General features: G+C 74.6%; 23 protein-coding genes. 17 read left to right on the forward strand and 6 right to left on the reverse strand.

Annotated elements, in window-relative coordinates:
- Positions 1 to 134: 134 nt before the first annotated feature.
- Together ACI780_RS17625 and ACI780_RS17630 are read right to left on the reverse strand one after the other, a co-directional pair.
- Positions 135 to 797 (reverse strand): DUF2461 domain-containing protein, encoded by a 663-nt coding sequence (locus tag ACI780_RS17625; RefSeq protein ID WP_456871253.1) that lies wholly within the window; start codon positions 795 to 797, stop codon positions 135 to 137.
- Positions 794 to 1372 carry an N-acetyltransferase family protein gene (locus ACI780_RS17630; RefSeq protein ID WP_456871254.1) on the reverse strand — a complete coding sequence of 193 codons (579 nt, stop codon included), beginning with the start codon at positions 1370 to 1372 and terminating at the stop codon, positions 794 to 796. The genes ACI780_RS17625 and ACI780_RS17630 overlap by 4 nt, the downstream gene beginning before the upstream one ends.
- A gap of 62 nt (positions 1373 to 1434) precedes the next feature.
- Here ACI780_RS17630 and ACI780_RS17635 point away from each other — a divergent pair, with 62 nt between their 5' ends.
- The 6 genes from ACI780_RS17635 (at position 1435) to ACI780_RS17660 (ending at position 8150) form a co-directional block, all read left to right on the forward strand.
- Positions 1435 to 2667, forward strand: a complete 1233-nt coding sequence (locus ACI780_RS17635) for a winged helix-turn-helix domain-containing protein (protein WP_456871255.1) — start codon at positions 1435 to 1437, stop codon at positions 2665 to 2667.
- 11 nt (positions 2668 to 2678) lie between these two features.
- Positions 2679 to 3494: a thymidylate synthase gene (locus tag ACI780_RS17640; protein WP_456871256.1), complete on the forward strand. Its 816-nt coding sequence runs from the start codon at positions 2679 to 2681 to the stop codon at positions 3492 to 3494.
- A gap of 5 nt (positions 3495 to 3499) precedes the next feature.
- Positions 3500 to 4024 (forward strand): dihydrofolate reductase, encoded by a 525-nt coding sequence (locus ACI780_RS17645; RefSeq protein WP_456871257.1) that lies wholly within the window; start codon positions 3500 to 3502, stop codon positions 4022 to 4024.
- Positions 4025 to 4063: 39 nt separating this feature from the next.
- Complete coding sequence (gene dapA / locus ACI780_RS17650; protein WP_456871258.1) at positions 4064 to 4978, forward strand: 4-hydroxy-tetrahydrodipicolinate synthase; 915 nt, start codon at positions 4064 to 4066, stop codon at positions 4976 to 4978.
- The gene (locus ACI780_RS17655; protein ID WP_457004577.1) at positions 4975 to 6687 is read left to right on the forward strand and encodes a ribonuclease J; all 1713 of its coding nucleotides are present in this window, start codon (positions 4975 to 4977) and stop codon (positions 6685 to 6687) included. The genes dapA and ACI780_RS17655 overlap by 4 nt, the downstream gene beginning before the upstream one ends.
- Before the next feature lie 143 nt (positions 6688 to 6830).
- Positions 6831 to 8150 (forward strand): right-handed parallel beta-helix repeat-containing protein, encoded by a 1320-nt coding sequence (locus tag ACI780_RS17660; RefSeq protein WP_456871260.1) that lies wholly within the window; start codon positions 6831 to 6833, stop codon positions 8148 to 8150.
- Positions 8151 to 8232: 82 nt separating this feature from the next.
- Here ACI780_RS17660 and ACI780_RS17665 read toward each other — a convergent pair whose 3' ends face one another.
- The 3 genes from ACI780_RS17665 to ACI780_RS17675 all read right to left on the reverse strand — a co-directional run bounded on the left by ACI780_RS17665 (position 8233) and on the right by ACI780_RS17675 (position 11488).
- Positions 8233 to 8913, reverse strand: coding sequence for an anti-sigma factor family protein (locus ACI780_RS17665; protein ID WP_457004579.1), 681 nt, complete (start codon positions 8911 to 8913; stop codon positions 8233 to 8235).
- Positions 8910 to 9443 (reverse strand): sigma-70 family RNA polymerase sigma factor, encoded by a 534-nt coding sequence (locus tag ACI780_RS17670; protein WP_456871262.1) that lies wholly within the window; start codon positions 9441 to 9443, stop codon positions 8910 to 8912. Before ACI780_RS17670 ends, ACI780_RS17665 begins: the two co-directional genes overlap by 4 nt.
- Positions 9444 to 9532: 89 nt before the next feature.
- Positions 9533 to 11488: a prolyl oligopeptidase family serine peptidase gene (locus ACI780_RS17675; RefSeq protein WP_457004582.1), complete on the reverse strand. Its 1956-nt coding sequence runs from the start codon at positions 11486 to 11488 to the stop codon at positions 9533 to 9535.
- Between the two features lie 74 nt (positions 11489 to 11562).
- On the opposite strand from ACI780_RS17675, the gene ACI780_RS17680 reads away from it, so the two are divergent.
- The 10 genes from ACI780_RS17680 to ACI780_RS17725 all read left to right on the forward strand — a co-directional run bounded on the left by ACI780_RS17680 (position 11563) and on the right by ACI780_RS17725 (position 24598).
- A complete protein-coding gene (locus ACI780_RS17680; RefSeq protein WP_457004584.1) occupies positions 11563 to 14094 on the forward strand; it encodes a DNA translocase FtsK 4TM domain-containing protein in 2532 nt (843 codons plus the stop codon).
- Between the two features lie 65 nt (positions 14095 to 14159).
- Complete coding sequence (locus tag ACI780_RS17685; RefSeq protein WP_457004586.1) at positions 14160 to 15587, forward strand: MiaB/RimO family radical SAM methylthiotransferase; 1428 nt, start codon at positions 14160 to 14162, stop codon at positions 15585 to 15587.
- A gap of 7 nt (positions 15588 to 15594) precedes the next feature.
- Positions 15595 to 16257 carry a CDP-diacylglycerol--glycerol-3-phosphate 3-phosphatidyltransferase gene (gene pgsA / locus ACI780_RS17690; protein WP_456871266.1) on the forward strand — a complete coding sequence of 221 codons (663 nt, stop codon included), beginning with the start codon at positions 15595 to 15597 and terminating at the stop codon, positions 16255 to 16257.
- A gap of 324 nt (positions 16258 to 16581) precedes the next feature.
- Positions 16582 to 16992 (forward strand): helix-turn-helix domain-containing protein, encoded by a 411-nt coding sequence (locus ACI780_RS17695; protein WP_456871267.1) that lies wholly within the window; start codon positions 16582 to 16584, stop codon positions 16990 to 16992.
- A 102-nt stretch (positions 16993 to 17094) separates the two neighbouring features.
- Positions 17095 to 18324 carry a DUF4032 domain-containing protein gene (locus ACI780_RS17700; protein WP_456871268.1) on the forward strand — a complete coding sequence of 410 codons (1230 nt, stop codon included), beginning with the start codon at positions 17095 to 17097 and terminating at the stop codon, positions 18322 to 18324.
- Positions 18325 to 18523: 199 nt separating this feature from the next.
- Positions 18524 to 19801 carry an extracellular solute-binding protein gene (locus tag ACI780_RS17705; RefSeq protein ID WP_457004589.1) on the forward strand — a complete coding sequence of 426 codons (1278 nt, stop codon included), beginning with the start codon at positions 18524 to 18526 and terminating at the stop codon, positions 19799 to 19801.
- On the forward strand, positions 19798 to 20760 hold the full coding sequence (locus ACI780_RS17710; protein ID WP_456871270.1) for a carbohydrate ABC transporter permease: 963 nt from the start codon (positions 19798 to 19800) through the stop codon (positions 20758 to 20760). Before ACI780_RS17705 ends, ACI780_RS17710 begins: the two co-directional genes overlap by 4 nt.
- Entirely contained in the window at positions 20760 to 21593 is an 834-nt protein-coding gene (locus tag ACI780_RS17715) for a carbohydrate ABC transporter permease (protein WP_456871271.1), read from the forward strand. Before ACI780_RS17710 ends, ACI780_RS17715 begins: the two co-directional genes overlap by 1 nt.
- A gap of 48 nt (positions 21594 to 21641) precedes the next feature.
- Positions 21642 to 22958, forward strand: a complete 1317-nt coding sequence (locus tag ACI780_RS17720) for an ABC transporter ATP-binding protein (RefSeq protein ID WP_456871272.1) — start codon at positions 21642 to 21644, stop codon at positions 22956 to 22958.
- A gap of 11 nt (positions 22959 to 22969) precedes the next feature.
- Positions 22970 to 24598: a glycoside hydrolase family 13 protein gene (locus ACI780_RS17725; protein ID WP_457004592.1), complete on the forward strand. Its 1629-nt coding sequence runs from the start codon at positions 22970 to 22972 to the stop codon at positions 24596 to 24598.
- 17 nt (positions 24599 to 24615) lie between these two features.
- Here ACI780_RS17725 and ACI780_RS17730 read toward each other — a convergent pair whose 3' ends face one another.
- Positions 24616 to 25638 (reverse strand): PfkB family carbohydrate kinase, encoded by a 1023-nt coding sequence (locus ACI780_RS17730; protein WP_457004594.1) that lies wholly within the window; start codon positions 25636 to 25638, stop codon positions 24616 to 24618.
- A gap of 186 nt (positions 25639 to 25824) precedes the next feature.
- Here ACI780_RS17730 and ACI780_RS17735 point away from each other — a divergent pair, with 186 nt between their 5' ends.
- Positions 25825 to 26667, forward strand: a complete 843-nt coding sequence (locus ACI780_RS17735) for a PspA/IM30 family protein (protein WP_456871275.1) — start codon at positions 25825 to 25827, stop codon at positions 26665 to 26667.
- Positions 26668 to 26763 lie beyond the last annotated feature (96 nt).

A 26763-nucleotide genomic window follows, 5' to 3' on the forward strand; every position in this document is an offset into this window, starting at 1 on the left:
CCCTGGAGACGGGGTGGGAGAGTAGGACACCGCCGGACAACCATTCACGAGGACGGGAGTCGGAGCCGATGGGCTCCGACTCCCGTCCTCGCCCATTTCCGGGACATTCCCCGGCGACGTCTCCCCGCCGCCGGTCAGCGGCGACGGACCTCCTTGGTGGTCGCACCGACGTTGTCGGCGAACCAGGCGTTGAGCGGCACGAGGTCGCGCCAGGCGTCCCGGACACGGTCGAGCGCGCCGGGCCCGTGCAGCCAGTCGGCGTACTCGAACAGCCGGCCCGCGTGCAGCGAGCGGTGGCGCAACAGGTCGGCACGGTCGTCGTCGACGTCGTAGCCCTTGGGTGCGCGGGTGAGCCGGTCCCCGTCGATCACCCAGCCCTCGCCGGCCAGGCGGTGCACCTCGTCGCGCAGCCGGGGACCCTGGACGTCGTCGGCGACCGCCCGGCGGAAGCGCTCCACCTGGTCGGACTCCAGCCGCCACGCGCCACCGGCCACCCGGAGGCCCTCCGCGGAGATCTGCACGTACCAGGCGCCGGCTCCGCGGCCCTCGGGCACCACGACGGCACCCTGGTGGGTCTTGTACGGCGTCTTGTCGTTGCTGAAGCGGACGTCGCGGTAGGGCCGGAACAGCTTCGCGGCCCCGAACTCGGGGGCCAGCGCGTCGACCAGCGCCTGCATCGGCGCCCGGACGGAGGAGTCGTAGACCGACTTCGAGCGCGTCCAGTAGGTCTTGGAGTTGTCGGCCTCCAGGCCCTCGTAGAAGACCAGCCCGTCGTCGGGGAAACCGGCGAACGTCATGCGGCCTCCTCCAGGATCGTGTGCCAGCGGACCTCCCGCAGCGGCGTCCCGTCGGCGTCGAGCGTGCGGACCCAGCCGTCCCGGTCCCAGCCGGCCGACTCGAGGAACCCGGCGGTGACCCGGTCGCCCTCGGCCACCCACGTCTGGAGGCGGGCGGTGCCCGTCGACCGGGTCAGATCGGCGACGGCAGCGAGCAGCCGGCTGCCGTGGCCGCGCCGTCCCCAGCGCGGCTCCACCAGCAGGACGGCGAGCTCCGTGGTCGGCCCGGCCGGGTGGGGATCCTCCCCGGGCGCGACCTCCGCGGGACCGTAGGCGGCGAAGCCGACGACGCGGCCGTCGTCGAGGGCCACGAGGACACCGTGCCCCGGGGTCGGCGGGGAGGTGATGGCCGCCGTCCACGCCTCGGTGGCGGACGCGGCGTCCCAGCCGTCGAGGACCGCGGCAGGCAGCGCGGCCGCGGCGCGCCAGGCCTGCTCCTGCACCCGCGCCACCTCGGCGGCCTCGGCCGGGGTCGCGGGGCGCACCGACACGTCCGCGGTGCCGGTCAGGCGCGGGAACGGGGTCCGGGGGTCCACGCGGGGAGCCTAGGTCCGACCGGGGGCGGAGAACGTCACAGGACCGGGGCAGGATCGCAGGCGTGCCCGCACCGACCGCCGAACGGCTGCCCGCCGCGCTCGCCCGGCGCATCGCGCTGGCCGCCCAGGGCTTCGCCGACCCGCGCCCCGACGGCGTCGTCGACAGCCGCCGGCTGCGGCGGATGACCGACCGGCTCGCCGTCGTCCAGATCGACTCGGTCAACGTGCTCTCCCGCTCGCACTACCTGCCGGCGTTCAGCCGGCTGGGTGCCTACCGCCGCCCCGTCCTCGACGACTTCATGGCCCGCCGCCACGAGGTGTTCGAGTACTGGGCGCACGAGGCGTCCTACCTCCCCGTGCGGCTGCACCCCCACCTGCGGTGGCGGATGGCCGCGGCCGAGGAGCACGCCTGGGGCTCGATGGTCCGCATCCAGCGGGAGCGGCCCGGCTACGTCACCGAGGTGCTCGACCGGGTCCGCGCGTCCGGGCCCACCAAGGCCAGCGACCTGGCCGAGCCCCGGCCCGACCGGCCCGGGAGCATGTGGAACTGGCACGCCGGCAAGGTCGCGCTGGAGTGGCTCTTCTACACCGGCGCGCTCACCGCCCGGGCGCGGACGACGTCGTTCGAGCGGGTCTACGACCTCACCGAGCGCGTGCTGCCCGCCGCCGTCGTGCAGACCCCCACCCCGGAGCCGGCCGACGCCGTCCGGGAGCTGGTGCGCACCGCCGCCCGCGCGCTCGGCGTGGCCACCGAGCGCGACCTGCGCGACTACTTCCGCCTGCGCCCGGCGCCGGCCCGGCAGGCGATCGCCGAGCTGGCGGAGGCCGGTGAGCTGCTCCCCGTCGAGGTGGCCGGCTGGGGCGCGCCGGCCTGGCTGGACCCGGCGGCCCGGCGGCCGCGGTGGATCCGCACGCAGGCGCTGCTCTCGCCGTTCGACTCGCTGGTGTGGGAGCGGCCGCGGGTCGAGCGCATCTTCGGCTTCCGCTACCGCCTGGAGATCTACACCCCGGCCGCGCAGCGGGTGCACGGCTACTACGTCCTGCCGTTCCTCCTCGGGGACCGGCTGGTGGCCCGCGCCGACCTCAAGGCCGACCGGCAGGCCGGGGTGCTGCGCGTGCAGGCCGCCCACGCCGAGGCCGGGGTCGACCGCGCCGAGGTCGCCGCCGCGCTGGCCGCCGAGCTGCGGCTCATGGCCGACTGGTCCGAGCTCGACGACGTCGCCGTCGCCGGCCGCGGCGACCTGGCCGCCGACCTCGGCTGCGCGCTGCCGGGCCCGCGCCCGGTCGTCGCCTAGGCTGGCCCGCCGTGGGCAGCAGCAGCGGACCGGTCGACACCCAGTACGAGGACCTCCTGCGGCGGATCCTCGAGACCGGGACGCCGAAGTCCGACCGCACCGGCACCGGCACCGTGAGCACCTTCGGGGAACGCCTGCGCTACGACCTCGCGGAGTCCTTCCCGCTGGTCACGACGAAGAAGGTGCACTTCCGCTCCGTCGCCGTCGAGCTGCTGTGGTTCCTGCGCGGCGACGGCAACGTGCGCTGGCTGCAGGAGCAGGGCGTCACCATCTGGGACGAGTGGGCCGACGCCGACGGCGACCTCGGGCCGGTCTACGGCGTCCAGTGGCGGTCCTGGCCCACGCCCGACGGCGGCACGGTCGACCAGATCCAGGGCGTCCTCGACACGCTGCGCACCGACCCCGACTCCCGCCGCATGGTGGTGTCGGCGTGGAACGTCGCCGCGCTGCCGCAGATGGCGCTCGCGCCCTGCCACGCGCTGTTCCAGTTCGCCGTGCACGACGGCCGGCTGTCCTGCCAGCTCTACCAGCGCAGCGCCGACATGTTCCTGGGCGTCCCGTTCAACATCGCCAGCTACGCGCTCCTCACCCGCATGGTCGCCGCGCAGGCCGGCCTCGAGCCCGGCGAGTTCATCTGGGTCGGCGGCGACTGCCACGTCTACAGCAACCACGTCGAGCAGGTGCGCCAGCAGCTCTCCCGCGAGGCGCGGCCGTTCCCGACGCTGGAGATCGCGCCGGCGCCGTCGCTGTTCGACCACGCCTTCGCCGACTTCACCCTGCACGGCTACGACCCGCACCCGGCCATCCGCGCCGCCGTCGCGGTCTGACCCGTGTGACCGTCTCGCTCGTCTGGGCGCAGGCCCGCGACCGGGTCATCGGCGCCGGCGGCCGGCTGCCCTGGCACCTGCCCGAGGACCTGCGTCTGTTCAAGGAGCTGACCTCCGGCGGCACCGTGGTCATGGGACGCCGGACCTGGGAGTCGCTGCCCGCGCGCAACCGCCCGCTGCCGGGCCGGCGCAACGTCGTCCTCACCCGGGACCCGGCCTGGGCCGCCGACGGCGCCGAGCGCGCCGGCTCGGTCGCCGACGTGCTCGCCACCGCCCCCGGCTGCTGGGTGATCGGCGGCGCGGCCGTCTATGCCGCGTTCCTGCCGCACGCCGGCCGGCTGGTCGTCACCGACGTCGACCTCGCCGTCGACGGCGACACCCGCGCCCCCGCCCTCGACGGCCGGTGGCGGCCCGTCACCCGGACCCCCCGCGAGGGCTGGGCCACCTCGGCGACCGGGCTGCGCTACGCCGTCACCGAGTACGGGCGCGCCCGCGCTGCCGCGCCGGGGACCGACGGGCACGGTCGGTAGATCCGGAGACCGGCGGGGACGGTCGGTAGATTCGGGTGCATGACCTCCGACCCCGCCCGGCCGTTCGGGCGCGTCCTCACGGCGATGGTCACCCCGTTCACCGAGGACGGCTCGATCGACACCGCCGGGGCGCAGGAGCTGGCCGCGCACCTGGTCGACCGCGAGGCCCACGACGGCCTGGTCGTGCTGGGGACGACGGGGGAGTCGCCGACCGTCCGCGACGGCGAGTCGCGCGCGGTCCTCAAGGCGGTCCTCGACGCCGTCGGCGACCGCGCCGTGGTCATCGCCGGGGTGGGCACCAACGACACCGCGCACAGCATCGACCGGGCCCGCGACGCCGAGCGCATCGGCGCGCACGGGCTGCTCGTCGTCACCCCCTACTACAACAAGCCGCCGCAGGCGGGGCTGCTGCGGCACTTCACCGCCGTCGCGGACTCCACCGACCTGCCGGTCATGCTGTACGACATCCCGCCGCGCTCGGTGGTGCCGATCGAGGTCGAGACCCTCGTGCGGGCCGCCGAGCACCCGCGGATCGTGGCGGTCAAGGACGCCAAGGGCGACCTCGGCGCCGTCGCGTGGACGCGGGCGCGCACCGACCTGGCCTACTACTCCGGCGAGGACATGCTCAACCTGCCGCTGCTGGCGCTCGGGGCGGTCGGCGTGGTGAGCGTCGTCGGGCACCTGGCCGGGGCCCGGCTGGCCGAGCTGATCGCCGCCGTCGAGTCCGGCGACCTGGTCCGGGCGCGCGAGGTCAACCAGGGCCTGCTGCCGCTCTACACCGGCATCTTCCGCACCCAGGGCGTCATCATGGTGAAGGCGGCGCTGCGCGAGCTGGGGCTGCCCGCCGGTCCCGTGCGCCCGCCGCTGGTCGACGCCACCCCCGAGCAGATCGCGCAGCTGCGCGCCGACCTCGCCGCCGGCGGGGTCCACCTCCGAGAGGCCCACGTGAAGTGACCGTCAGCTCCGCCGGACAGGCCGGCCAGCCCCACCTCGACCTCAAGACGCCGCCGCCGCTGCCGGAAGGAGGGCTGCGCGTCATCGCCCTCGGCGGGCTCGGGGAGATCGGGCGCAACATGGCCGTCCTCGAGTTCGACGGCAAGCTGCTGGTCATCGACTGCGGCGTGCTCTTCCCCGAGGCCGAGCAGCCCGGCGTCGACCTCATCCTCCCCGACTTCGGGGTCATCGAGCACCGGCTGGGCGACATCGAGGCCGTCGTCCTCACCCACGGGCACGAGGACCACATCGGCGCGATCCCCTACCTGCTGCGGCTGCGCGGCGACATCCCGCTGGTCGGCTCCCGGTTCACCCTCGCCCTGGTGGCGGCCAAGCTGCGCGAGCACCGGCTGGTCCCCACGCTGGTCGAGGTCGCCGCCGGCGACGACCACGTGGCCGGGCCGTTCCACTGCGAGTTCATCTCGGTCAACCACTCGATCCCCGACGCGCTGGCCGTCGCCGTGCACACGCCCGCCGGCGTCCTGGTGCACACCGGCGACTTCAAGATGGACCAGCTCCCGCTCGACGGCGTCCTCACCGACCTCGGCGCCTTCGCCCGGCTCGGCCTCGAGGGCATCGACCTGCTGCTGGCCGACTCCACCAACGCCGAGATCCCCGGCTTCGTCACGCCCGAGCGCTCGATCGGCCCGGTGCTCGAGGACGTCTTCCGCCGCGCCACCCAGCGGCTGATCGTCTCCAGCTTCGCCAGCCACGTGCACCGCATCCAGCAGGTGCTCGACGCCGCCGAGATTCACGGCCGCAAGGTCGCCTTCGTCGGCCGGTCGATGGTCCGCAACATGGGCGTCGCGCGCGACCTGGGCCTGCTGCGCGTGCCGCCGGGCCTGATGGTCGCCCTGGACGAGGCCACGAGCATGCCGCCCGAGCAGGTGGTGCTGGTCAGCACCGGGTCGCAGGGCGAGCCGCTGTCGGCGCTGGGCCGGATGGCCCGCGGCGAGCACCACCAGGTCACCATCGAGGCCGGCGACACCATCGTGCTGGCCTCCTCGCTGGTCCCCGGCAACGAGACCGCCGTCTACAAGGTGATCAACGGGCTGGCCCGGCTCGGCGCCACGGTCGTGCACAAGGAGACCGCGCGCGTGCACGTCTCCGGGCACGCCCCCGCCGGGGAGCTGCGCACGCTGCTCAACGTGGCCAAGCCCCGCTACCTCATGCCGGTGCACGGCGAGTGGCGGCACCTGCGGGCGCACGCGGCGCTCGCCGAGGAGACCGGCATGGCCGCCGACCGGGTGCTGCTCGCCGAGGACGGCGTCGTCGTCGACCTCGTCGACGGCAAGGCGACGATCACCGGGTCGGTGCCGGTGGGCAACGTCTACGTCGACGGCCTCAACGTCGGCGACGTCGGCGAGGAGGCGCTGCAGGAGCGGCGGATCCTCGGCGACGAGGGCTTCGTGGCGCTGACCGTCGTCGTCGAGCCCTCCACCGGCACCATCGTGCGGCCGGTGCACCTGTCCACCCGCGGCTTCTCCGACGACCCCACGGCGTTCGACGAGGTGCTGCGGCTGGTCGAGGAGAACCTCAAGCGGGAGCTCTCCGACGGGCAGACCGACGCCCACCGGCTCTCGCAGACCATCCGCCGGACCGTGGGCAAGTGGGTGAGCGACACCCACCGCCGCCGGCCGATGATCATCCCGACCGTCCTCGAGGTCTGACGGGGACTCCCTCGGCCCACCGCTCGCAGGCGGGCTCCTGGCAGGTGGCCGGGGCGCGCCTGAACGCGGTGGGCCCCTCGGCCGTACCCCCTCGTGTGCGGCGCCCGGTCCGCGGGCGTCGCCGCTCTCACGAGGGGACTGTCATGCCTCCAGCACCCGGGCGACCCGCCGCACTCCGCTCCGGCGCCGCGGCCGGTACGTCGGCGTTCGCCCTGCTCCTGCTCACGGCCACCCCCGCCGCCGCCGGCGGCCCCGGCGACTGGCACCACTCGGGCGGTTCGTACCACTCGGCAGGCCGGTCCTCCTCCGCCGGGTACGACGTCACCACGACCGACGACGGTGGCGCCGGCTCACTGCGCGCCGCGGTGCAGGCGGCCAACGCCGCAGGCTCCGGCAGGATCGTCCTGTCCGACCGCACCTACCGCCTGACGCTGGCCGGGTCGGACGACACCGCGGCCGCCGGCGACCTCGACGTCACCGGCCGGGTGGTGATCGAGGGTCGCGGTGCCACGGTCGACGCCGAGCACCTCGACCGGGTGTTCGACGTCCGGCCCGGCGGCTCCCTGACCCTGCGGGAGGTCACCGTCACCGGCGGCGTGGCTCCCGGCGCCCCGGGCACCACCGGCGGCGCCTCCGGAGGAGGTGTCCTCAACGCCGGCACGCTCGTCGTCGAGCGCAGCACGATCACCGGCAACTCGGCCACCCGTGCCGGGGGCGGCATCGAGGCGATCGCGGGGTCGACGACGACCGTCACCCGTTCGACGCTGTCGCACAACAGCACCGGCGCGAGCCCGGGCAACGGTGGCGGGCTGCACCTGACCGGCACCGGCACCGTGCACGTCGAGCGCAGCACCGTGGAGGACAACACCGCCGCCGCGGAGGGCGGCGGCCTCTGGAACTCCGCGACCGGCACGATGACCGTCGAGCGCAGCACCGTCACCGGCAACCGCGCCAGGGGCCCAGCGGCCGACAACGGCGGCGGTGGGCTGTTCAACGACGGCGGGTCGCTGACCGTCGACCGCACCGAGGTCCGCGGCAACGTCGCCGACGGCGCCTCCGGCTCCGGCGGCGGGCTGCTCAACGACAGCGGCACGATGACCGTCACCCGCTCGGTGGTCGAGGGCAACAGCTCCCGGCGGGCCGGCGGCGGCATCGAGGCCGACACCGGGACGACGACGCTCGACCGCACCGCGCTGACCGGCAACACCACCGGACCGGTGCCGGGCAACGGCGGCGGCCTGCACCTCACCGGCGCCGGGACCGTGCGCATCGACCGCGGCACCGTCACCGGCAACAGCGCCGCGGCCGAGGGCGGTGGGCTGTGGAACTCCGAGCCCGGGACCATGACGGTCACCCGCACGACCATCCGGGGCAACACCGCCCCGCTCGGCCCCGACGTCTTCCAGGACGGCGCGGGCGCCGGCTTCACCGTCGACGGGCGCACCGTCCCCGGCGAGGTCTGACCGACCCGGCGGAGGGCGCCGGGCACGGGGATCGGCGCCCTCCGTCGCACCTCGGGTGCGGCGGGTCAGGACCCCGGCGGGCTCAGAACCGCGAGCGGACCACCACCTCGCCGTCGGCGTCGACCACCTCGAAGCCGACGGCGTCGTCGCGCAGCACCGAGGAGTTGAGGCTGCAGCGCATCTGCTGCGGGCCCACCCCGAGGAACTCCCCGGCGGGCACCTCGCGGCCGGCGTCGTCGGTGACCGCCACCCGGTAGACCTCGCCGGCGGCGAACCCGGTGCCGGTCAGCTCCACCTCCACGCCCCAGGTGTGCGGCACCAGCTGCGCGCTGGCCTCGACGCCGGGCTCCACCGCCTGGACCGCCACCGGCTCCAGCGGCACCGGATCGGGCACCGGGCGCAGCGCCCACCCGACCGCGCCGCCCGCGGCGGCCACCCCCGCGACCGCCGCGGCGGCCAGCACCCGGCGCCGCGCCGCCGCCCGGCGCAGCGGCACGACCCGCCGCTCCTCCTCGGCGATGCGGGCCAGGACGCGGGCGCCGAGGTCCGGCGGGGGAGTGGGGGTGGCGTCGAGGGCGTCGGGGTCGACGGCGGCCAGCCGGGCGGCCAGCGGCGCGATCCCGGCCAGCTCGGCGCGGCACTCCGGGCAGCCGTCGAGGTGGGCCTGCACCCGGTCGCGCTCGGCCGGCCCGAGGTGCCCCAGCGCGTAGGCGCCCAGCAGCTCCCGCAGCTCCCGGTGCGCGTCCCCGTGTGCGCCGCTCACGGCTCGACCCCCATCTCGTCCAGGGCCAGGCGCAGCGCCTTGAGCCCGTAGAACACCCGGCTGCGGACGGTCCCGACCGGGACGCCGAGCTCCGCGGCGACCTCCGCGTAGGGCCGCCCGCGCAGGTGCGTCTGCACGATCGCCGTCCGGTGCTCGGCGCTGATCCGCCGCAGTGCCTCCTCCACCACCCAGGCGTCGACCAGCCCCTCGTCGGCGGCGGCCACGGCGGGGCCGTCGACGTCCGCGCCGTCGGTCAGGTGCCGCTGCCACGGCCGGACGGCGAAGCGGCGGGCCTCGTCGACCACCACGTTGCGCGCGATCGCGAACAGCCACGTGCGCAGGCTCGCCAGCTGCGGGTCGAAGGAGCCGGAGGCGCGCCAGGCCCGGAGGAACACCTCCTGGACGACGTCCTGCGCGGCGCCGCCGTCGCCGAGCTGCCGCAGCGCGAAGCGGTACAGCTCCCCGCCGTGCGCGGCGTAGGCCGCCCGCACGTCCAGCCCCGTCGCCGGCACCGGTGTGTGCCGTCCCATCCACGACCTCCCGGCGCTGCGGCTGCCCGTCACGGGGACGTACGCACGCCGGGGCGCTCCGGTTCAGCCGGCGACGGCGCCGGCCGCCCTCACCGCACCACGGTGATCGGTTCGATCCCCTCGTCCTCGGGCAGCGCGAAGCCCCACACCTGCGCGTAGAAGGACAGCTCGCCGTCGAGCGCGGCGCGGATGTTCTCCGCCCGCCGGAAGCCGTGCTGCTCGCCCGGGAACAGCAGGTAGGCGTGCGGGACGCCCTTCTCCCGGAGCGCGGCGACGATCGCCTCGGCCTGGTCGGGCGGCACGACCTCGTCCTCCTCGCCCTGGAACACCGCCAGCGGGGTGTCGAGCGCGTCGACGTGGGTGATCGGCGAGCGCGCCGCGTAGACGTCGGCGCCCTCCGGCCAGGGCGCCACCAGGCCGTCGAGGTAGCGGGACTCGAACTTGTGCGTCTCGGCGGCCAGCGCGCCGAGGTCGGCGACGCCGAAGTGGCTGGCGCCGGCCGTGAAGACGCCCGGGCGCATGGTGAGGGCGGCCAGCGTCGTGTAGCCACCGGCCGACCCGCCCCGGATCGCCGTGCGCGCGGGGTCGACCCGGCCGGCGTCGGCGAGGAACCGGGCGCAGGCGACGACGTCGTCGAGGTCGACCTCGCCCCAGCGGCCGCGCAGCGCGTCGCGGTAGCGGCGGCCGTAGCCGACCGAGCCCCGGTAGTCGACGTCGGCGACGCAGAAGCCCCGCGTCGTCCAGTACTGCACCTCCAGGTCGAGCACGGGTCGCGCCGCCGCCGTGGGGCCGCCGTGCACGACGACCAGCAGCGGCGGGCGCTCGTCCTCCGGCGCGCTCACCGAGGGGTTCGCCGGCGGGTAGACCAGGGCGTGGGCGACCCCGATCCCGGTGCCGCGGTCCTCGGTCGGGAAGGTCACGTGCTCGGGCACCGAGAACCAGGCGGGGTCCAGGCCGAGGTCGCGGGCCGGCCGCAGCACCTCCGCCGCACCACCGTCGGCGCCGCCGTCGACGTCGACGCGCACCACCACCGGCTCGGTGGACGGGCTCGCGGCCACGCAGACCACCGCCGTCCCCTGCGCGCGCAGGTACCGGAAGGTGCGGTACGGGACGTCGAGCCGCCGCAGCTCCCCGTCGGCGGAGAGCACGCCCAGCACGTCGCCGCCCTGCTCGCCCACCGCCACGACCAGCCGCCCGTCGGCGAGCACGGCGTAGCGGCTGGACGCGAACTGCCACTGCGGGCCGCCGATGTCGCGGCCGACGTCGAGCACCGTCTCCACGGCGCCGCCGGGCCGCCACCGGTACAGCGACCAGCAGTCGCTGCGGTCGCAGAGGAACAGCAGGTCGCCGTCGGGCCCCCACACCGGCTGCACGACGCTCTCGCCGGGACCGCCGGCCACGACCGTCTCCGCGCCGTCGCCGGCGCGGACCACCAGGCGGGCGGCGTCCCACGGCATGTCCGGGTGGTCCCACTGCAGCCAGGCCAGCTGCCCGTCCGGGCCGGGACGGGGGTCGGAGACGAAGTCGGGCCCGCTGACCAGCACCTCCGCCGTGCCGTCGGCGGCCAGTCGCACCACCTCGTTGACGACGTCGGCCGCGGCGCCGCTCGCCGCGTGCGTCTCGCGGACGGCCAGCAGCCCGCCGTCGCCGGTGGGGGTGAGGTCGGCGTACCGGACCCCGGCCGGCAGCTCCGGTGCCGGGGTGAGCGCGACCGGGTCGGCGGCTCCGGGGTCCAGGCGGTACAGCCGCTGGTCGTCGAAGTGCGTGAACCACAGCGTGCCGCCGGCGACCGCCCAGGCGCCACCGCCGTACTCGTGCACCCGGGTGCGGGCGTTCCACGGCTGCGGCAGCACGTCGGCGACCGCGCCGTCGGCCGAGCGGCGCACCAGGGCCGACCGGCCGCCCTCCCCGGGCCGTGACTCCGACCACCACACGTCCCCGCCGTCGACGGCGACCTCGCCCAGCCGGGCGGCGGCGCGCACGACGAGTGCGGAGGTGACCGGGGTCGGCCAGCTGCCGTACGGGACGGTCGGGGGAGTCGGCATGGGCCGACCGTAGGGGCAGGACACGAGCTCGCGCCTGCCCGGGAGGACCCTGGACGGCGGCTACCGTTCGACGCATGCCTGCCCGCACCACGCCCTCGCGCCGGCCGTCCGGCTCGGCTCCGAAGGGGAGGTCCGGGTCCACGGCCGCGGGCAAGCGGCCGCCCGCGCGCAACGGCAACCGCAAGCCCGCCGCCCGCCGGCCCGCGCAGCGCCCCGGTGCCGCCGCCGGGATCTGGCGCGCGACCGCCGGCGCCTGGGGCCTGCTCGCCCGCGGCGCCGGCGGCCTGGCCCGGTCGGTCGCCCGCCCGGAGGAGGCCGAGCCGCTCGCGCCCGAGCACCGCCGCGACGGCGCGGGCCTGGCCGTCCTCGGCCTCGCCGTCGTCCTGGGGGCGGCCGCCTGGTTCGACGGCATCGGCCCGGTGGGCGCCGGCCTGGCCGACGCCGTCCGCTGGGTCGTCGGCTCGCTGGTGGTGGTGCTGCCGGCGCTGCTGTTCCTCGCCGCCCTGCGGCTGCTGCGCCGCGCCCCGCGCCCGGAGGCCCGCGGCCGGCTGGCCATCGGCTGGCTGTGCGCCACGCTCGCGGTGCTGGGCATCGCCTCCGTCGTCGGCACCCCGGCCGACCCCGTCGCCGGCCGGCCCGGCACCGGGGGCCTGGTCGGCTGGGCGGTCGGCACCCCGCTGACCGCGGGGCTCGGTCCCGTCGTCGCGGTCGTGCTGCTGTCGCTGCTGGCGGTGTTCGCGCTGCTGGTCCTCACCGCCACGCCGCTGCACCAGGTGCCCGAGCGGCTGCGGGCCTTCGTCGACCGGACCACCGGCCGCTCCGACGAGGAGTGGGACGACGACTACGACGACGAGCACGACGAGGAGCCCGAGGAGGCCCCCCGACCGCGCCGCTCGAAGCGCGCCGCGCTCGCCGAGGTCCTCTCCGAGGACGCCCCCGACCTCACCACCACCGGGCCCATCGACCACGGGGCCTACGCCGAGGCGCCGCTGGCGGTGCGCACCGTCCCCGCCGAGGAGCCGCCCGCCCCGCGCCCCCCGGTGGTCGACCGCACGGCCGCGCCCGAGCCGCTGGAGCCGGTCGAGGAGCCGCAGCAGCTGGTCATCGAGCCGGTCGAGGGCGAGTACCGCCTCCCGGCGACCAGCCTGCTGCGCCCCGGCACGCCGCCGCGGGCCCGCTCGAAGGCCAACGACGAGGCCATCGAGGCCATCCGCGGCGTGCTCGAGCAGTTCAACATCGACGCCGACGTCACCGACATGACCCGCGGCCCGACGGTCACCCGGTACGAGGTCACCCTTGGCCCCGCCGTCAAGGTCGAGAAGATCACCGCGCTGACCCGCAACATCGCCTACGCCGTCGCCAACGACAACATCCGCATCCTCGCGCCGATCCCCGGCAAGTCGGCGGTGGGCATCGAGGTGCCCAACACCGACCGCGAGACGGTCAGCCTCGGCGACGTCATGCGCTCGCCGGCGGCCAAGCAGGACCAGCACCCGATGCTCGTCGGCCTCGGCAAGGACATCGAGGGCCAGTTCGTGCTGGCCAACCTGGCGAAGATGCCGCACCTGCTCGTCGCCGGTGCCACCGGCGCCGGCAAGTCCTCGTGCATCAACTCGCTGCTGACCTCGCTGCTGCTGCGGGCCACGCCCGACGAGCTGCGGATGATCCTGATCGACCCGAAGATGGTCGAGCTCACGCCCTACGACGGCATCCCGCACCTGATCACGCCGATCATCACCGACCCGAAGAAGGCCGCGACTGCGCTGGCCTGGCTGGTCGAGGAGATGGAGCAGCGCTACCAGGACATGCGGGCCACCGGGGTGCGGCACATCGACGACTTCAACCGCAAGGTCGAGCGCGGCGAGATCACCGCCCCGCCCGGCAGCGAGCGGGTCTACCGGCCCTACCCCTACATCCTCACGATCGTCGACGAGCTCGCCGACCTGATGATGGTCGCCCCGCGCGACGTCGAGGACTCGATCGTGCGGATCACCCAGAAGGCGCGCGCCGCCGGCATCCACCTGGTGCTCGCCACGCAGCGCCCGTCGGTCGACGTCGTCACCGGCCTGATCAAGGCCAACGTGCCCTCGCGGCTGGCGTTCTCCACCTCGAGCCTCACCGACAGCCGGGTCATCCTCGACCAGCCCGGCGCCGAGAAGCTCATCGGCATGGGTGACGCGCTGTTCATGCCGATCGGCGCCGGCAAGCCGCAGCGGGTGCAGGGCGCCTACGTCTCCGACGGCGAGATCGAGGCCGTCGTCGAGTTCACCAAGCGGCAGGCCGAGCCGGAGTACCGCGAGGAGGTCTTCAGCGCCGCGCAGGGCGAGAAGAAGGAGATCGACGAGGACATCGGCGGGGACCTGGACCTGCTGTGCCAGGCCGTCGAGCTCGTGGTCACCAGCCAGTTCGGCTCGACGTCGATGCTGCAGCGCAAGCTGCGGGTGGGCTTCGCCAAGGCCGGCCGGCTCATGGACCTCATGGAGACCCGCGGCGTCGTCGGCCCCTCCGAGGGGTCCAAGGCCCGCGACGTGCTGATCAAGCCCGACGAGCTGGAGTCGGTGCTGTTCACCATCCGTGGCGGCACCCTGCCCGCCGGCGAGGACTGACCCCCGCGGGGAGCATCACCCCGCTCCGGCCGGGGCCGTCGGTCACCAGCACATACGATGGACCGGTGACCGCCGCGCCCAGCCCCGACCGGACCGTGGCGCTGGTGACCCTCGGCTGCGCCCGCAACGAAGTCGACTCCGAGGAGCTGGCCGGCCGGCTGGCCGCCGGCGGCTACCGGCTCGTCGACGACGCCGAGGGCGCCGACGCGGTGCTGGTGAACACCTGCGGGTTCATCGAGTCGGCGAAGAAGGACTCGGTCGACGCCATCCTCGCCGCCACCGACAGCGGCGCCCGCGTCGTCGCCGTCGGCTGCATGGCCGAGCGCTACGGCGCCGAGCTCGCCGGCGCGCTGCCCGAGGCCACCGTCCTCGGCTTCGACGACTACACCGCCATCGGCGACCGGCTCGACGACGTCCTCACCGGGCGCCCGCTGGTGCCGCACTCGCCCCGCGACCGGCGCACGCTGCTGCCGATCAGCCCGGTGGCCCGCACGAGCGCGGCGACCGCCCCGGAGGCGCCGGTCATCCCCGGCCACGGCTGGGTGCAGCGGCGGCGGCTCGCGGCCGGCCCCACCGCGGCGCTCAAGCTCGCCTCCGGCTGCGACCGCCGCTGCGCGTTCTGCGCCATCCCGACCTTCCGCGGCTCCTTCGTGTCCCGCCCGCCGGCCGAGGTGCTCACCGAGGCGCGCTGGCTGGCCGGCCAGGGCGTCACCGAGCTGGTGCTGGTCAGCGAGAACTCCACCTCCTACGGCAAGGACCTCGGCGACCTGCGCTCGTTGGAGCGGCTGCTGCCGGAGCTCGCCGCCGTCGACGGGATCGCCCGCGTGCGGGTGGCCTACCTGCAGCCGGCCGAGCTGCGGCCGGGCCTGCTGGAGGTCATCGCCGCCACCGACGGCGTCGCGCCGTACTTCGACCTGTCCTTCCAGCACTCCTCGCCCGGCCTGCTGCGCCGGATGCGCCGCTTCGGCGGCACCGACGACTTCCTCGCGCTCGTCGAGCGGGCGCGGTCCCTCGCCCCGGAGGCCGGGTTCCGCACCAACGTCATCCTCGGCTTCCCGGGGGAGACCGAGGACGACGTCGCCGAGCTCGAGCGGTTCCTCACCGGCGCGCGGCTGGACGCCGTCGGGGTGTTCGGCTACTCCGACGAGGAGGGCACCGAGGCGATCGGCCTGGACGGCAAGCTCGACCGGGCGGAGATCGACGCCCGCGTCCGCCGGATCACCGACCTGGTCGAGGAGCTGACCGCGCAGCGCGCCGAGGACCGCGTCGGCACCCGCGTCGAGGTGCTGCTGACCGAGGACCTCTCCGCCGACGAGGGCCCGGGGGTGTGGGTCGGGCACGCCGCCCACCAGGACCCCGACGCCGACGGCACCACCACGGTCACCGGCGTGCCCGCCGACGCCCGTCCCGGGCAGCTGCTGGCGGCCGAGGTGGTCGGCACCGAGGGCGTCGACCTCGTCGCCGCCGCGCTCGCGCCGGTCCCGGCCGCGTGAGGTCCCGGTGAGCGCGGTCGTCCCCGACCCGGCGGCGACCCCGCCCCAGTCGGCCCGGCTGGTCAACCTGCCCAACGCGCTGACCGTGCTGCGGCTGGCCCTGGTCCCGGTGTTCGCCGTGCTGCTGCTCTCCGACGGCGGCATGGACGACACCCGCCGGGTGTGGGCGACGGTGTTCTTCGCCGCGGCGATCATCACCGACCGCTACGACGGGCTCATCGCGCGCCGGACCGGGCAGGTCACCGAGTTCGGCAAGCTCGCCGACCCGATCGCCGACAAGGCGCTCACCGGCACCGCGCTCATCGGACTGTCGGTGCTCGGCCTGCTGCCGTGGTGGGTGACGCTGGCCATCCTCGTCCGCGAGCTCGGCGTGACGCTGCTGCGGTTCTGGGTGATCCGGCACGGCGTCATCGCGGCCAGCCGCGGCGGCAAGGCCAAGACCGTGGTGCAGGCGCTGGCCATCGGTCTGTACATCCTGCCGCTGACCGGGCTGCTGGCCACCGCCCGCTGGTGGGTCATGGCCGCGGCCCTCGTGCTCACCCTCGCCACCGGCCTGGACTACGTCTGGCGGGCGCTCGCGCTGCGCCGGACCAGTGCCCGGGCGGCGCGGGCGGCGGCCGCCCGGCGGGCCGCCGGGCCGGCCGGTTCGCGCACCGACACCGCCGCCTGAAGAAGGACCTCCTCGCCCCCCCACGCCTCGCTCCGCTCGGCGCGGGCCCCTGCGAGGAGGCCGTTCCAGCACGTCACCTGCTCGGCGCGGACCCTTGCGAGGAGGCCGTTCCAGCACGTCACCTGCTCGGCGCGGACCCTTGCGAGGAGGCCGTGCCATCCCCTCACCCGGTCGGCGCGGGCCGGGAACGCGCAGGCCCGGCGCGGTGTTACGCCGTGAGCGGACGTGGGCCCGCCGGATCAGTGCCGGACAGGGGGCCCGCGTACCGTGGGCGCACGGCACTCCGGTGCCGCCGCTCTTCACTCCGCCAGACAGGAGACGGCCATGACGTTGCTGCGCACCCAGCTCGGGCAGACCCTGCGTGGTCACCGGCTGCGCCAGCGGCGGACGCTGCGCGACGTCTCCGGTGCCGCCCGGGTCAGCCTCGGGTACCTCTCCGAGGTCGAGCGCGGGCAGAAGGAGGCCTCCTCCGAGCTGCTCGCCTCGATCTGTGACGCCCTCGACGTGGAGCTCGCCGACCTGCTCGCCGAGGTGAGCACCGAGCTGCGCGGCCCGGGCAGCCGCGTCCGTCCGCTGGCCCCCGCCGGCACCCCGGCCGCCGAGGCGGCTCCTGCCGAGCAGGAGCCGGCCGAGGCGGCGCCGGTCCCGGCCGCCGAGCCGGAGCCCGCCCTCGCCCTGGTCGGCGCCACGCGGGCGGCCCACCGCGCCGGTGGCGCCGTCGCCCTCGCCGCCTGACCCGCGTGCCTGGCCCGCGTCCGGGCCGGGCACGTGGGAGGGTGGTCGGCGACCGCCCGGGCCCGGGCGGTCGGCCGCTGGGGGCCACCACGGGAGGTCGCGGTGCGATACCTCTTCCGTCCACCGGGGACCGACGGCGCGGAGCTGCTGACGCTGCCGTGGCACCAACCGCTCGAGGAGTGGGACCCCGACCTGCTGCTCGAGGTGCCGCAGCGCGGCATCTCCCGGCACGTCGTCCGCTTCGTCGCCGCCCAGGGCAGGGTCTTCGCGCTCAAGGAGATCGGCGAGCACCTGGCCCGGCACGAGTACGACCTGCTCGGTGACTTCGAGGAGGAGGGCCTGCCGTCGGTCTCGGTCCTCGGCATCTGCGTCGACCGCCCGAACGGGCAGGACGCCATCCTCGTCACCCGCTACCTCGAGTACTCGATGTCCTATCGGTACCTCTTCTCCCGGCCCAGCGCCCGGCAGTCGGTGGACCAGCTGATGGACACCCTCGCGGTGCTGCTCGTGCGGCTGCACCTCGCCGGGATCTTCTGGGGCGACTGCTCGCTGTCCAACACCCTCTTCCGGCTCGACGCCGGGGCGCTGGCGGCCTACCTGGTCGACGCCGAGACCGCCGAGCGCCACCCGTCGCTCACCCGCGGCCAGCGCCACTACGACCTCGACCTGGCCCGCGAGCGGGTCGGCGCCGAGCTGCTGGACCTGCAGTACGGGGAGCTGCTGCCCGACGGCGTCGACCCGATCGACGTGGCCGACAGCCTCCCGGTGCGCTACGCGTCGCTGTGGGACGAGGTCACCCACGAGGAGGTCTTCCGCTCCGACGAGCAGCGCTACCGGGTGGCCGAGCGCCTCCAGCGGCTCAACGACCTCGGCTTCGACGTCGGCGAGGTCGAGCTGGTCACCTCCGACGAGGGGGCCCGCCTGCGGGTCGAGACCCGCGTGTCCGCCCCCGGCCAGCACCGCCGGGAGCTGTTCCGGCTCACCGGCCTCGAGGTCCAGGAGAACCAGGCCCGGCGGCTGCTCAACGACCTGCGCTCCTTCCGCGCCTACCTCGAGCAGAAGGCGGGCGGGCCGGTGTCGGAGGCGGTGGCCGGGTCACGCTGGCTCGCCGAGGTCTACCAGCCGGTCGTCGACGCGATCCCGCCGGAGCTGGCCGGGCGCCTGGAGCCGGCCGAGGTCTTCCACGAGGTGCTCGAGCACCGCTGGTTCCTCTCGGAGCAGGCCGGCCGCGACGTCGGCACGACCGAGGCCGCGCGGTCCTACGTGCGCACCGTGCTGCCGTCGATGCCGCCCGAGCTCACGACACCCTCGGTGATCGTCACCCGCCCCTGAGCGGAGTGCCGCGCCGCTGGTCACGACCACGGCACGGCCGGGTTGCGGTCGTCTGTGGCCTGGGCCACGGTATCGACGACGCGGTGATCGTCGGTGTTCGCCGAGACGGAGGCGGTGCGTCTTGTCCATCGCAACAGTCGGAAACGTGGAGCCCGGTGGCGGGCGCACCCCCCGGAGTCGGCGCAGACGGCCACGGCGGGTGCTGGGGAGCGCGGCCGTCGCCGCCGTCGCCGCATCGACGCTGGCCGCCTGCGGCGGCGGTGATGCCGGGAGCACCCCCACCCTCACCTGGTACATCAACCCCGACTCGGGCGGTCAGGCGACCATCGCCGAGCGCTGTACGGAGGAGTCGAACGGGGCCTACCGCATCGAGGTGGCCCAGCTCCCCCGCGACTCGCCCGCCCAGCGGGAGCAGTTGATCCGCCGGCTCGCGGCCAACGACGAGTCGATCGACCTCATGAGCCTGGACGTGGTGTTCCCGCCGGAGTTCGCCCAGGCGGGGTTCCTCGCCCCCGTGCCGGAGGACGTCGCGCAGGAGGTCAGCGAGGGCGTGTTCGAGGGTGCACTGGAGTCCGCCACGTGGAACGACGAGCTCGTCGCGGTCCCCTTCTGGTCCAACACCCAGCTCCTCTGGTACCGGAAGTCGGTCGCGGACGCGGCGGGGCTCGACATGACCCAGCCGGTCACCTGGGACCAGCTGATCGAGGCCGCCGAGGGGCAGGAGAAGCTGCTCAGCGCCCAGGGCAGGCGGTCGGAGTCCTTGATGGTGTGGTTCAACGCACTCCTCGAGTCCGCCGGTGGGCAGTACATCGTGGAGAGCGGGGAGAGCCCCGATGACATCGAGTTCGGGCTCGCCACCCCCGAGGCGGACCGCGCCGCCGAGGTGATGGCCGCCGTCGCCAACTCCTCCGCGGTCGGCGCCGGCTTCACCACGGCCAGCGAGGACACCAGCGCGAGCGAGTTCGAGAGCGACGACGCCGGCTTCATGGTGAACTGGCCGTTCGTCTACGCCCAGGCGCAGAGCAAGGTCGAGGCCGGCACCCTGGACGCGTCCGTGCCCGAGGACTACGGCTGGGCGCTGTACCCCGCCGTCGACGAGGGCACCCCGAGTGCACCTCCCCTCGGCGGGATCGACATCGCGGTGTCGGCGTTCAGCCGGAACGTCGACCTCGCCTACGAGGCGGTGACCTGCATCGTGCAGGACGACAACCAGGCCGAGTACATGGTGACCAACGGCAACCCGGCGTCGTCGGTCGCCGTCTACGACGACCCGGAGGTGCAGGAGGCCTACCCCATGGCCGACACCATCCGCGAGTCCCTGGAGCTGGCAGCGTCCCGCCCGCTGACGGCCTACTACAGCGAGGTCCTCGGGTGCTTCCTGCGGGAGTTCCACCCGCCGGGCTCGGTCAACGACCAGACCGGTGAGCGCACGGAGACGCTCACCCGGGCCGTCCTGTCAGGAGAGCAGCTGCTATGACCCAGACGACGCTCCCACCCACGGAGAAGACCCAGCCGGTCTCCTCCCCGCGCGGGTCGATCAGCGACCGGTCCCGGGCCGAGCGCAAGCTCGGCTGGCTGCTCGCCGGCCCGGCCTTCGTGGTCATGCTGCTGGTGACCGCCTACCCGATCGTTCAGGCGGTCTACTACTCGCTGTTCAACTACCGGCTCACCGACCCGGAGAACCGGTCCTTCGAGGGCCTCGGCAACTACTGGGTGATCCTCACCGACGGCGTGTGGTGGCAGGCCATCCTCGTCACCCTGATCATCACGGTGGTCACGGTGGCCGTCGAGCTGGTGCTCGGGTTCGCCCTGGCCCTGGTGATGGCCAAGGCGCTCTCGTCGATCCGCCCGGTGGTCCGGGCCGCCATCCTGATCCCCTACGCGGTGATCACGGTCGTGTCGGCCTACGCCTGGGCGTTCGCCTTCCGCATCAACACCGGCTTCGTCAACAGCTGGTTCGCCTGGCTGCCGGGCGTCAGCGAGACCACCGACTGGTTCGGTGGTCAGGCCTCCTCGCTCTTCGTGATCTGCCTGGCCGAGATCTGGAAGACGACCCCGTTCATCTCCCTGCTGCTGCTGGCGGGCCTGGCCCAGGTACCCGACGTGCTGCAGGAGGCGGCCAAGGTCGACGGTGCCACCTGGTGGCAGCGGATGTGGCGGGTCACCATCCCCAACATGAAGGCCGCCATCATGGTGGCACTGCTGTTCCGGACCCTCGACGCGTTCCGGATCTTCGACAGCATCTTCATCATGACCGCGGGTGCGAACAACACCGAGTCGGTCTCGTTCCTCGCCTACCGGCAGACGATCTCCCGGGTGGAGATCGGGCTGGGTTCGGCGGTCTCGGTGCTGCTGTTCCTGGCGGTCGTGCTCATCGCGTTCATTTTCATCAAGGGCTTCAAGGTCGACCTGGCCCAGGCACGAGGGGAGCGGTGATGTCGACCAAGGAGAAGACCTGGTGGTGGGTCGGCGGGGCCCTGATCATCCTCTACTGCCTGTTCCCGATCGCATGGGTCGTCTCGCTGTCGTTCAAGACGACGGCGGACCTGGCGAACAAGTCGTTCCTGCCGTCGGCCTGGACCTGGGAGAACTACTCGACGATCCTCACCGGCTCGGCGAGTGACCTGTTCCTGCCGGCGCTGCGCAACAGCTTCGGGATCTGCCTGATCGCGACGTTCATCTCGTGCCTCCTCTCGATGTTCGCCGCCTACGCGATCGCCCGGCTGGACTTCCCGGGCAAGAAGCTGATCCTGGGCACTGCGCTGGGGGTGGCGATCTTCCCGGTCATCTCGATCGTCACGCCGCTGTTCAACCTGTGGCGGCAGATCGGGCTCTACGACACCTGGCCCGGGCTGATCATCCCCTACCTGTCGCTGACGCTGCCCATCTCCATCTGGACGATGTCGGCGTTCTTCCGGGAGATCCCCTGGGAGATGGAGCAGGCCGCGCAGGTCGACGGCGCGACGACGTGGCAGGCCTTCCGCAAGGTGATCGTCCCGCTGGCAGCGCCCGGCGTCTTCACCACGGCGATCATCGCGTTCTTCATCGCCTGGAACGACTTCGCGTACGGCATCTCGCTGACGTCGACCAGCCGCGCGCGCCCCGTCCCCGCCGCGCTCGGTCTCTTCTCCGGGGCCTCCCAGTTCCAGGACCCGACCGGGGCCATCGCCGCGGCAGCGGTGATCGTCACCATCCCCGTCGTCGTCCTGGTCCTGCTGTTCCAGCGGCGCATCGTCGCCGGTCTCACCAACGGCGCGGTCAAGGGCTGACCCGGCCGTGCCCACCATCCCGCCGACCCACCGAGGGGACGAGATCTGATGGCCTCCATCGAGATGAAGCACATCGTCAAGCAGTACGGGGACGGCTACCCGGCCGTGAACGACGTCAGCCTGGACATCGCCGACGGGGAGTTCATGATCCTGGTCGGTCCGTCCGGCTGCGGGAAGTCCACCCTGCTGCGGATGATCGTCGGACTCGAGGACATCACCAGCGGCGACATGATCATCGGCGGCAAGCGCGTCAACGACCTGGCGCCCCGCGACCGCAACCTGTCGATGGTGTTCCAGAACTACGCCCTGTACCCGCACATGACGGTGTTCGAGAACATCGCCTTCCCGCTGCGGCTGTCCAAGACCCCCGACGACGAGGTGCGCCGCCGCGTCACCGAGGCATCCGACGTCCTCGAGCTCAAGGAGCACCTCGAGCGCAAGCCGGCCAACCTCTCCGGTGGCCAGCGGCAGCGCGTTGCCATGGGCCGCGCGATCGTGCGCCAGGCCGAGGCGTTCCTCTTCGACGAGCCTCTGTCGAACCTCGACGCCAAGCTGCGTGGCCAGATGCGCACCGAGATCAGCCGGCTGCAGCGCCGGCTGGGCATCACCACGGTGTACGTCACCCACGACCAGACCGAGGCGATGACCCTCGGCGACCGGGTCTGCGTGCTGCGCAAGGGCAAGATCCAGCAGGTCGCCTCGCCGCGGGAGCTGTACGAGCAGCCGGTGAACCTCTTCGTCGCCGGGTTCATCGGCTCGCCGCCGATGAACTTCCTGCCGGCGACGTTGGACGGCAACCAGCTGCAGACGCCGTTCGGCCCGATCGCCCTCGACGAGCGGCAGGTGGCCGCGGTCCAGGGGCGGGACCTGCTGCTGGTCGGGATCCGGCCGGAGTACTTCGAGGACGCCACCATCGTCGACGAGGCCAAGCGGCCCTACGGCTCGGTCTTCCGTGCCCGGGTCGACGTCACCGAGTGGCTGGGCGACTCGCAGTACGCCTACATCCCCTACGAGGCGCCCGAGGCGATCACCGCGCAGCTGCGTGACCTGTCCCGCGAGCTGGACTCCGAGGAACTGCGCACCCAGGCGATCGTGTCCATCGACTCGACCAGCCGGATCCGCGAGGGCCGGGAGGCCGACTTCTGGCTCGACAGCCGCAAGGTGCACGTCTTCGACCCGCAGACGGGTGAGAACCTCACCCGTGACGCGGAGGCCGGCGCCCGGCTGACGCAGATGGCCACCGAGGACCGGGTCGAGCAGGTGCAGCACGCCCAGGCCACCGGGCAGACCGTCGGCTCCAGTGTCATCTCCGAGTCGCCCGGGTCCACCGGGTCGTCCGGGGCGCACCGATCCGGCGCCGCGTAACCACGCCCTCCATGGACCACCGCCGTCCCTGGTGGCGGACGGCGGTGGTCTACGAGGTCTACCTGCGCAGCTTCGCCGACGGCACCGGCGACGGGCTGGGCGACGTGCCCGGGCTGCGCAGCCGGCTGCCGTACCTGGCCGACCTCGGCGTCGACGCGCTGTGGGTGACCCCCTGGTACCCGTCGCCGATGGCCGACGGCGGCTACGACGTCGCCGACTACCGCGACGTGGATCCGCGGTTCGGCACGCTCGGCGACGTCGACGCGCTGCTCGCCGACGCGCACGCCCTGGGGCTGCGGCTCGTCGTCGACCTGGTCGCCAACCACACCTCGGCAGAGCACCCGTGGTTCCGGGCCGCGCTGGCGGCCGCGCCGGGCTCCCGGGAGCGGGCGCGCTACTTCTTCCGCGACGGCCGGGCCGGCGGGGAGGAGCCGCCCAACGACTGGATCAGCGCGTTCGGCGGCCCGGCGTGGACGCGGGTGCGCGCGTCCGACGGCCGGCCGGGCCAGTGGTACCTGCACCTGTTCGCGCCCGAGCAGCCCGACCTGGACTGGGACAGCCCGGACGTGCAGGAGGAGTTCGACGGGATCGTGCGCTTCTGGCTCGACCGCGGGGTGGACGGCATCCGCGTCGACGCCGCCCCGGCCATGGCCAAGGTGCCCGACCTGCCCGACGCCGGGCACCCGCCGGGCGCGACGTTCGCCAGCAGCGAGTGGGTGGACAACCCGCACTGGGACGTCGACGCGGTGCACGAGGTCTTCCGGCGGTGGCGCCGCATCGGGGACACCTACGACGGTGAGCGGCTGTTCGTCTCCGAGGCCGTGGTCAACGGCCCCGAGCGGCTGGCCCGCTACGTGCGGCCGGACGAGCTGCACACGACCTTCAACTTCGACTACCTGAAGGCGCCCTGGGAGGCGCGGGCGCTGCGCGCGGTCGTCGAGGGCACCCTGGCCGCGCTGGCCCCGGTCGGTGCACCGGCCACCTGGGTGCTGTCCAGCCACGACGAGACCCGGCACGTCACCCGCTTCGGCCGGGCCGACAGCGGCGCCGCGGTCATGGGCTTCGACGCCGCCGCGCCGGCCGACCTCGCCCTCGGCCTGCGGCGGGCGCGCGCCGCGGCGCTGCTGACCCTGGCCCTGCCGGGCGGGGCCTACCTGTACCAGGGCGAGGAGCTGGGCCTGCCCGAGGTGGAGGACCTGCCCGAGGACGCGCTGCAGGACCCGACGTGGGAGCGGTCGGGGCACACCGCGCGCGGGCGGGACGGCTGCCGGGTGCCGCTGCCGTGGTCGGGGAACCGCCCGCCGTTCGGGTTCGCGCCCGACGGGGTGCGTCCCTGGCTGCCGCAGCCGGCGTCCTGGCGGTCGCTGACCGCGCAGGCGCAGCGCGCGGACCCGTCGTCGACGCTGTCGCTGTACCGGGACGCCCTGCGGCTGCGGCGGGAGCTGCTCGGGGAGGAGCCGCTGACCTGGCTGGACCTCGGCGAGGACGTGCTGGCCTTCGACCGCGGGCCGGCGCTGCGCTGCGTGGTCAACCTGTCCGCCCGGCCGGTCCCGCTGGCGGGTCTGGGGAGGGTGCTGCTCGCCAGCGGGGGAGCCGCCGGGGACCTGCCGCCGGACACCGCCGCCTGGCTGGCGCCCTGACCGGTCCCGGCGGCGCGCTAGCCCTTCGCGGCGGCGAGCTCCGCGGCCGTCGGCGGGTCGGCGCCCACCCGGGTGCAGTTGAGGGCGGCGACGAGCGCGGCGTCGTCGACCACGGCCAGCAGGTCGTCGTCGGAGAGGCCCTCGAGCGCGCCGCGGCCGGTCACGCCGGCCCCGAGCAGCCCGGCGAACAGGCCGGCGGCCAGCGAGTCGCCGGCGCCCACGGTGTCGACCACGGTGACCGGCGGCGGGGAGCGGTGCAGCAGCGGGCGCCCGGGGCGGGCGATCCGCAGCGGCGCCCCGCCGTCGGTGAGCAGCACCAGCGCCGGTCCGCGGGCCGCCCACCGCTGCGCGGCGGCGTCGAGGTCGGCGGTGTCCGGCTCGAGCCAGGCGAGGTCCTCGGCGCTGACCTTGACCACGTCGGCGACGGCGACCAGCCGGTCCAGCCGCGCCCGGACCGCGTCGCGGTCGTTGCCCAGCGCCGCGCCGACCGGGCCGCCGGCCAGCATCGGGCGCACGTTCGGGTCGACGCTGACCAGGGCGCTCCCGGCCAGGCGCTCGGCCAGCCGGGCGATCGCCTCGCAGCCCGGCGGCGTCCACGAGGAGATCGAGCCGACGTGCAGGACCGCCGTCCCCTCCGGCAGGACCGCGGCCAGCTCCTCGTCGGACCACTGCCAGTCGGCCGCGCCGACCACGTGGAAGCCGTAGTCCGGCGAGCCGTCGGGCCCCAGCCCGACGACGGCGAGGCTGACCGGCTCCGATGCCGCCACCATCCCGGCGACGTCGACGCCGGAGAGCTCGGCGTGCCGGCGCAGCGCGGGCGCCATCGGGCCGGTGCCCAGGCGGGCGAGCAGCGCCACCCGGGTGCCCAGCCGGCCCGCGGCGACGGCGACGTTGAGCGCGTTGCCGCCGGGGCGGGCCACGTAGTGCGGCGCGGTGCCCTCGGGGCCGGCGTCGGCGCCGGGGACCGGCAGCAGGTCGACGACGAGCTCGCCCAGCACGGTGAGCGCGGCCTCGGGGCGGACGGGGGCGTCGCGGTCCATCGCCCGACCATAGGGCCCGGCCGGCGCGGGCACCCGGGGATCCCCGGAGCGGAGGACGGGGGAGGTCCCTGCTGGGCCGGGTGCGGCTTCTCCTGGGACGATGACGGGGAGGACCGCCGCGGGCCGCGGCGGTCCACAGCAGCCACGAGGCGGCGCCCGAGCGCGCCGGACCAGGAGGAGCTCGACATGCCCAACCCGCTCGTCAAGCTGTGGCGGTACCTGACGGCGTCGGCCAACGCGCAGATCGACCAGCGCGCCGACCCGAAGATCCAGATCGCCCAGGCGATCGAGGCCGAGCAGCAGCGGCACCAGGCGCTGGCCAACCAGGCCGCCGCCGTCCTGGGCAACCAGCGGCAGCTGGAGATGCGGCTCAACCGCCAGCTCGGCGAGGTCGAGAAGCTGCAGGCCTCGGCCCGCCAGGCGCTGGTCCTGGCCGACCAGTCCCGCGGCAAGGGGGACGGGGCCAAGGCCGCCGAGTACGAGAACGCGGCGCAGGCCTTCGCCACCCAGCTGGTCGCCGCCGAGCAGGCGATGGAGGACCTCAAGCGCAGCCACGACGAGGCGCTGCAGGCCGCCGAGCAGGCGCGCGGCGCGGTCGAGCAGAGCCGGATGCGGCTGCAGACGACGCTGGCCGAGCGCACCAAGCTGATGAGCCAGCTCGAGCAGGCACGGATGCAGGAGCACGTGGCCGCCTCCATGCGGCAGGTCAACGAGCTCTCCGCGCCGGGGAACACGCCGAGCCTGGCCGAGGTGCGGGACAAGATCGAGGCCCGCTACGCCAACGCGCTCGGCCAGGCCGAGCTGGCGCAGACCTCCGTCGAGGGCCGCATGCTCGAGGTGCAGAAGGCCACCCTCGACGTCGCCGGCGCCTCCCGGCTGGAGCAGATCCGGGCCGGCATGGGCGGGGGCGGCACCGGACCGCAGGCGGTCGAGGGCGGCACGGGTGCGGCCGGGGCGATCGGCCCGGGATCGCCGGCGCCGTCGTTCGAGAAGACCGAGCAGCCGGCGCAGCGCCCCGAGAACGCCTGAGTAAGGACCCTCCTGCCCCCCACCGCTCGCAGGCTCGCGGCGGGACCCTGCAGGAGGGCCGTTCCAGCTCGTCACCGGTGGGCCCGGTCACCGCGA

It is taken from the genome of Geodermatophilus sp. SYSU D00814 (assembly GCF_054050055.1).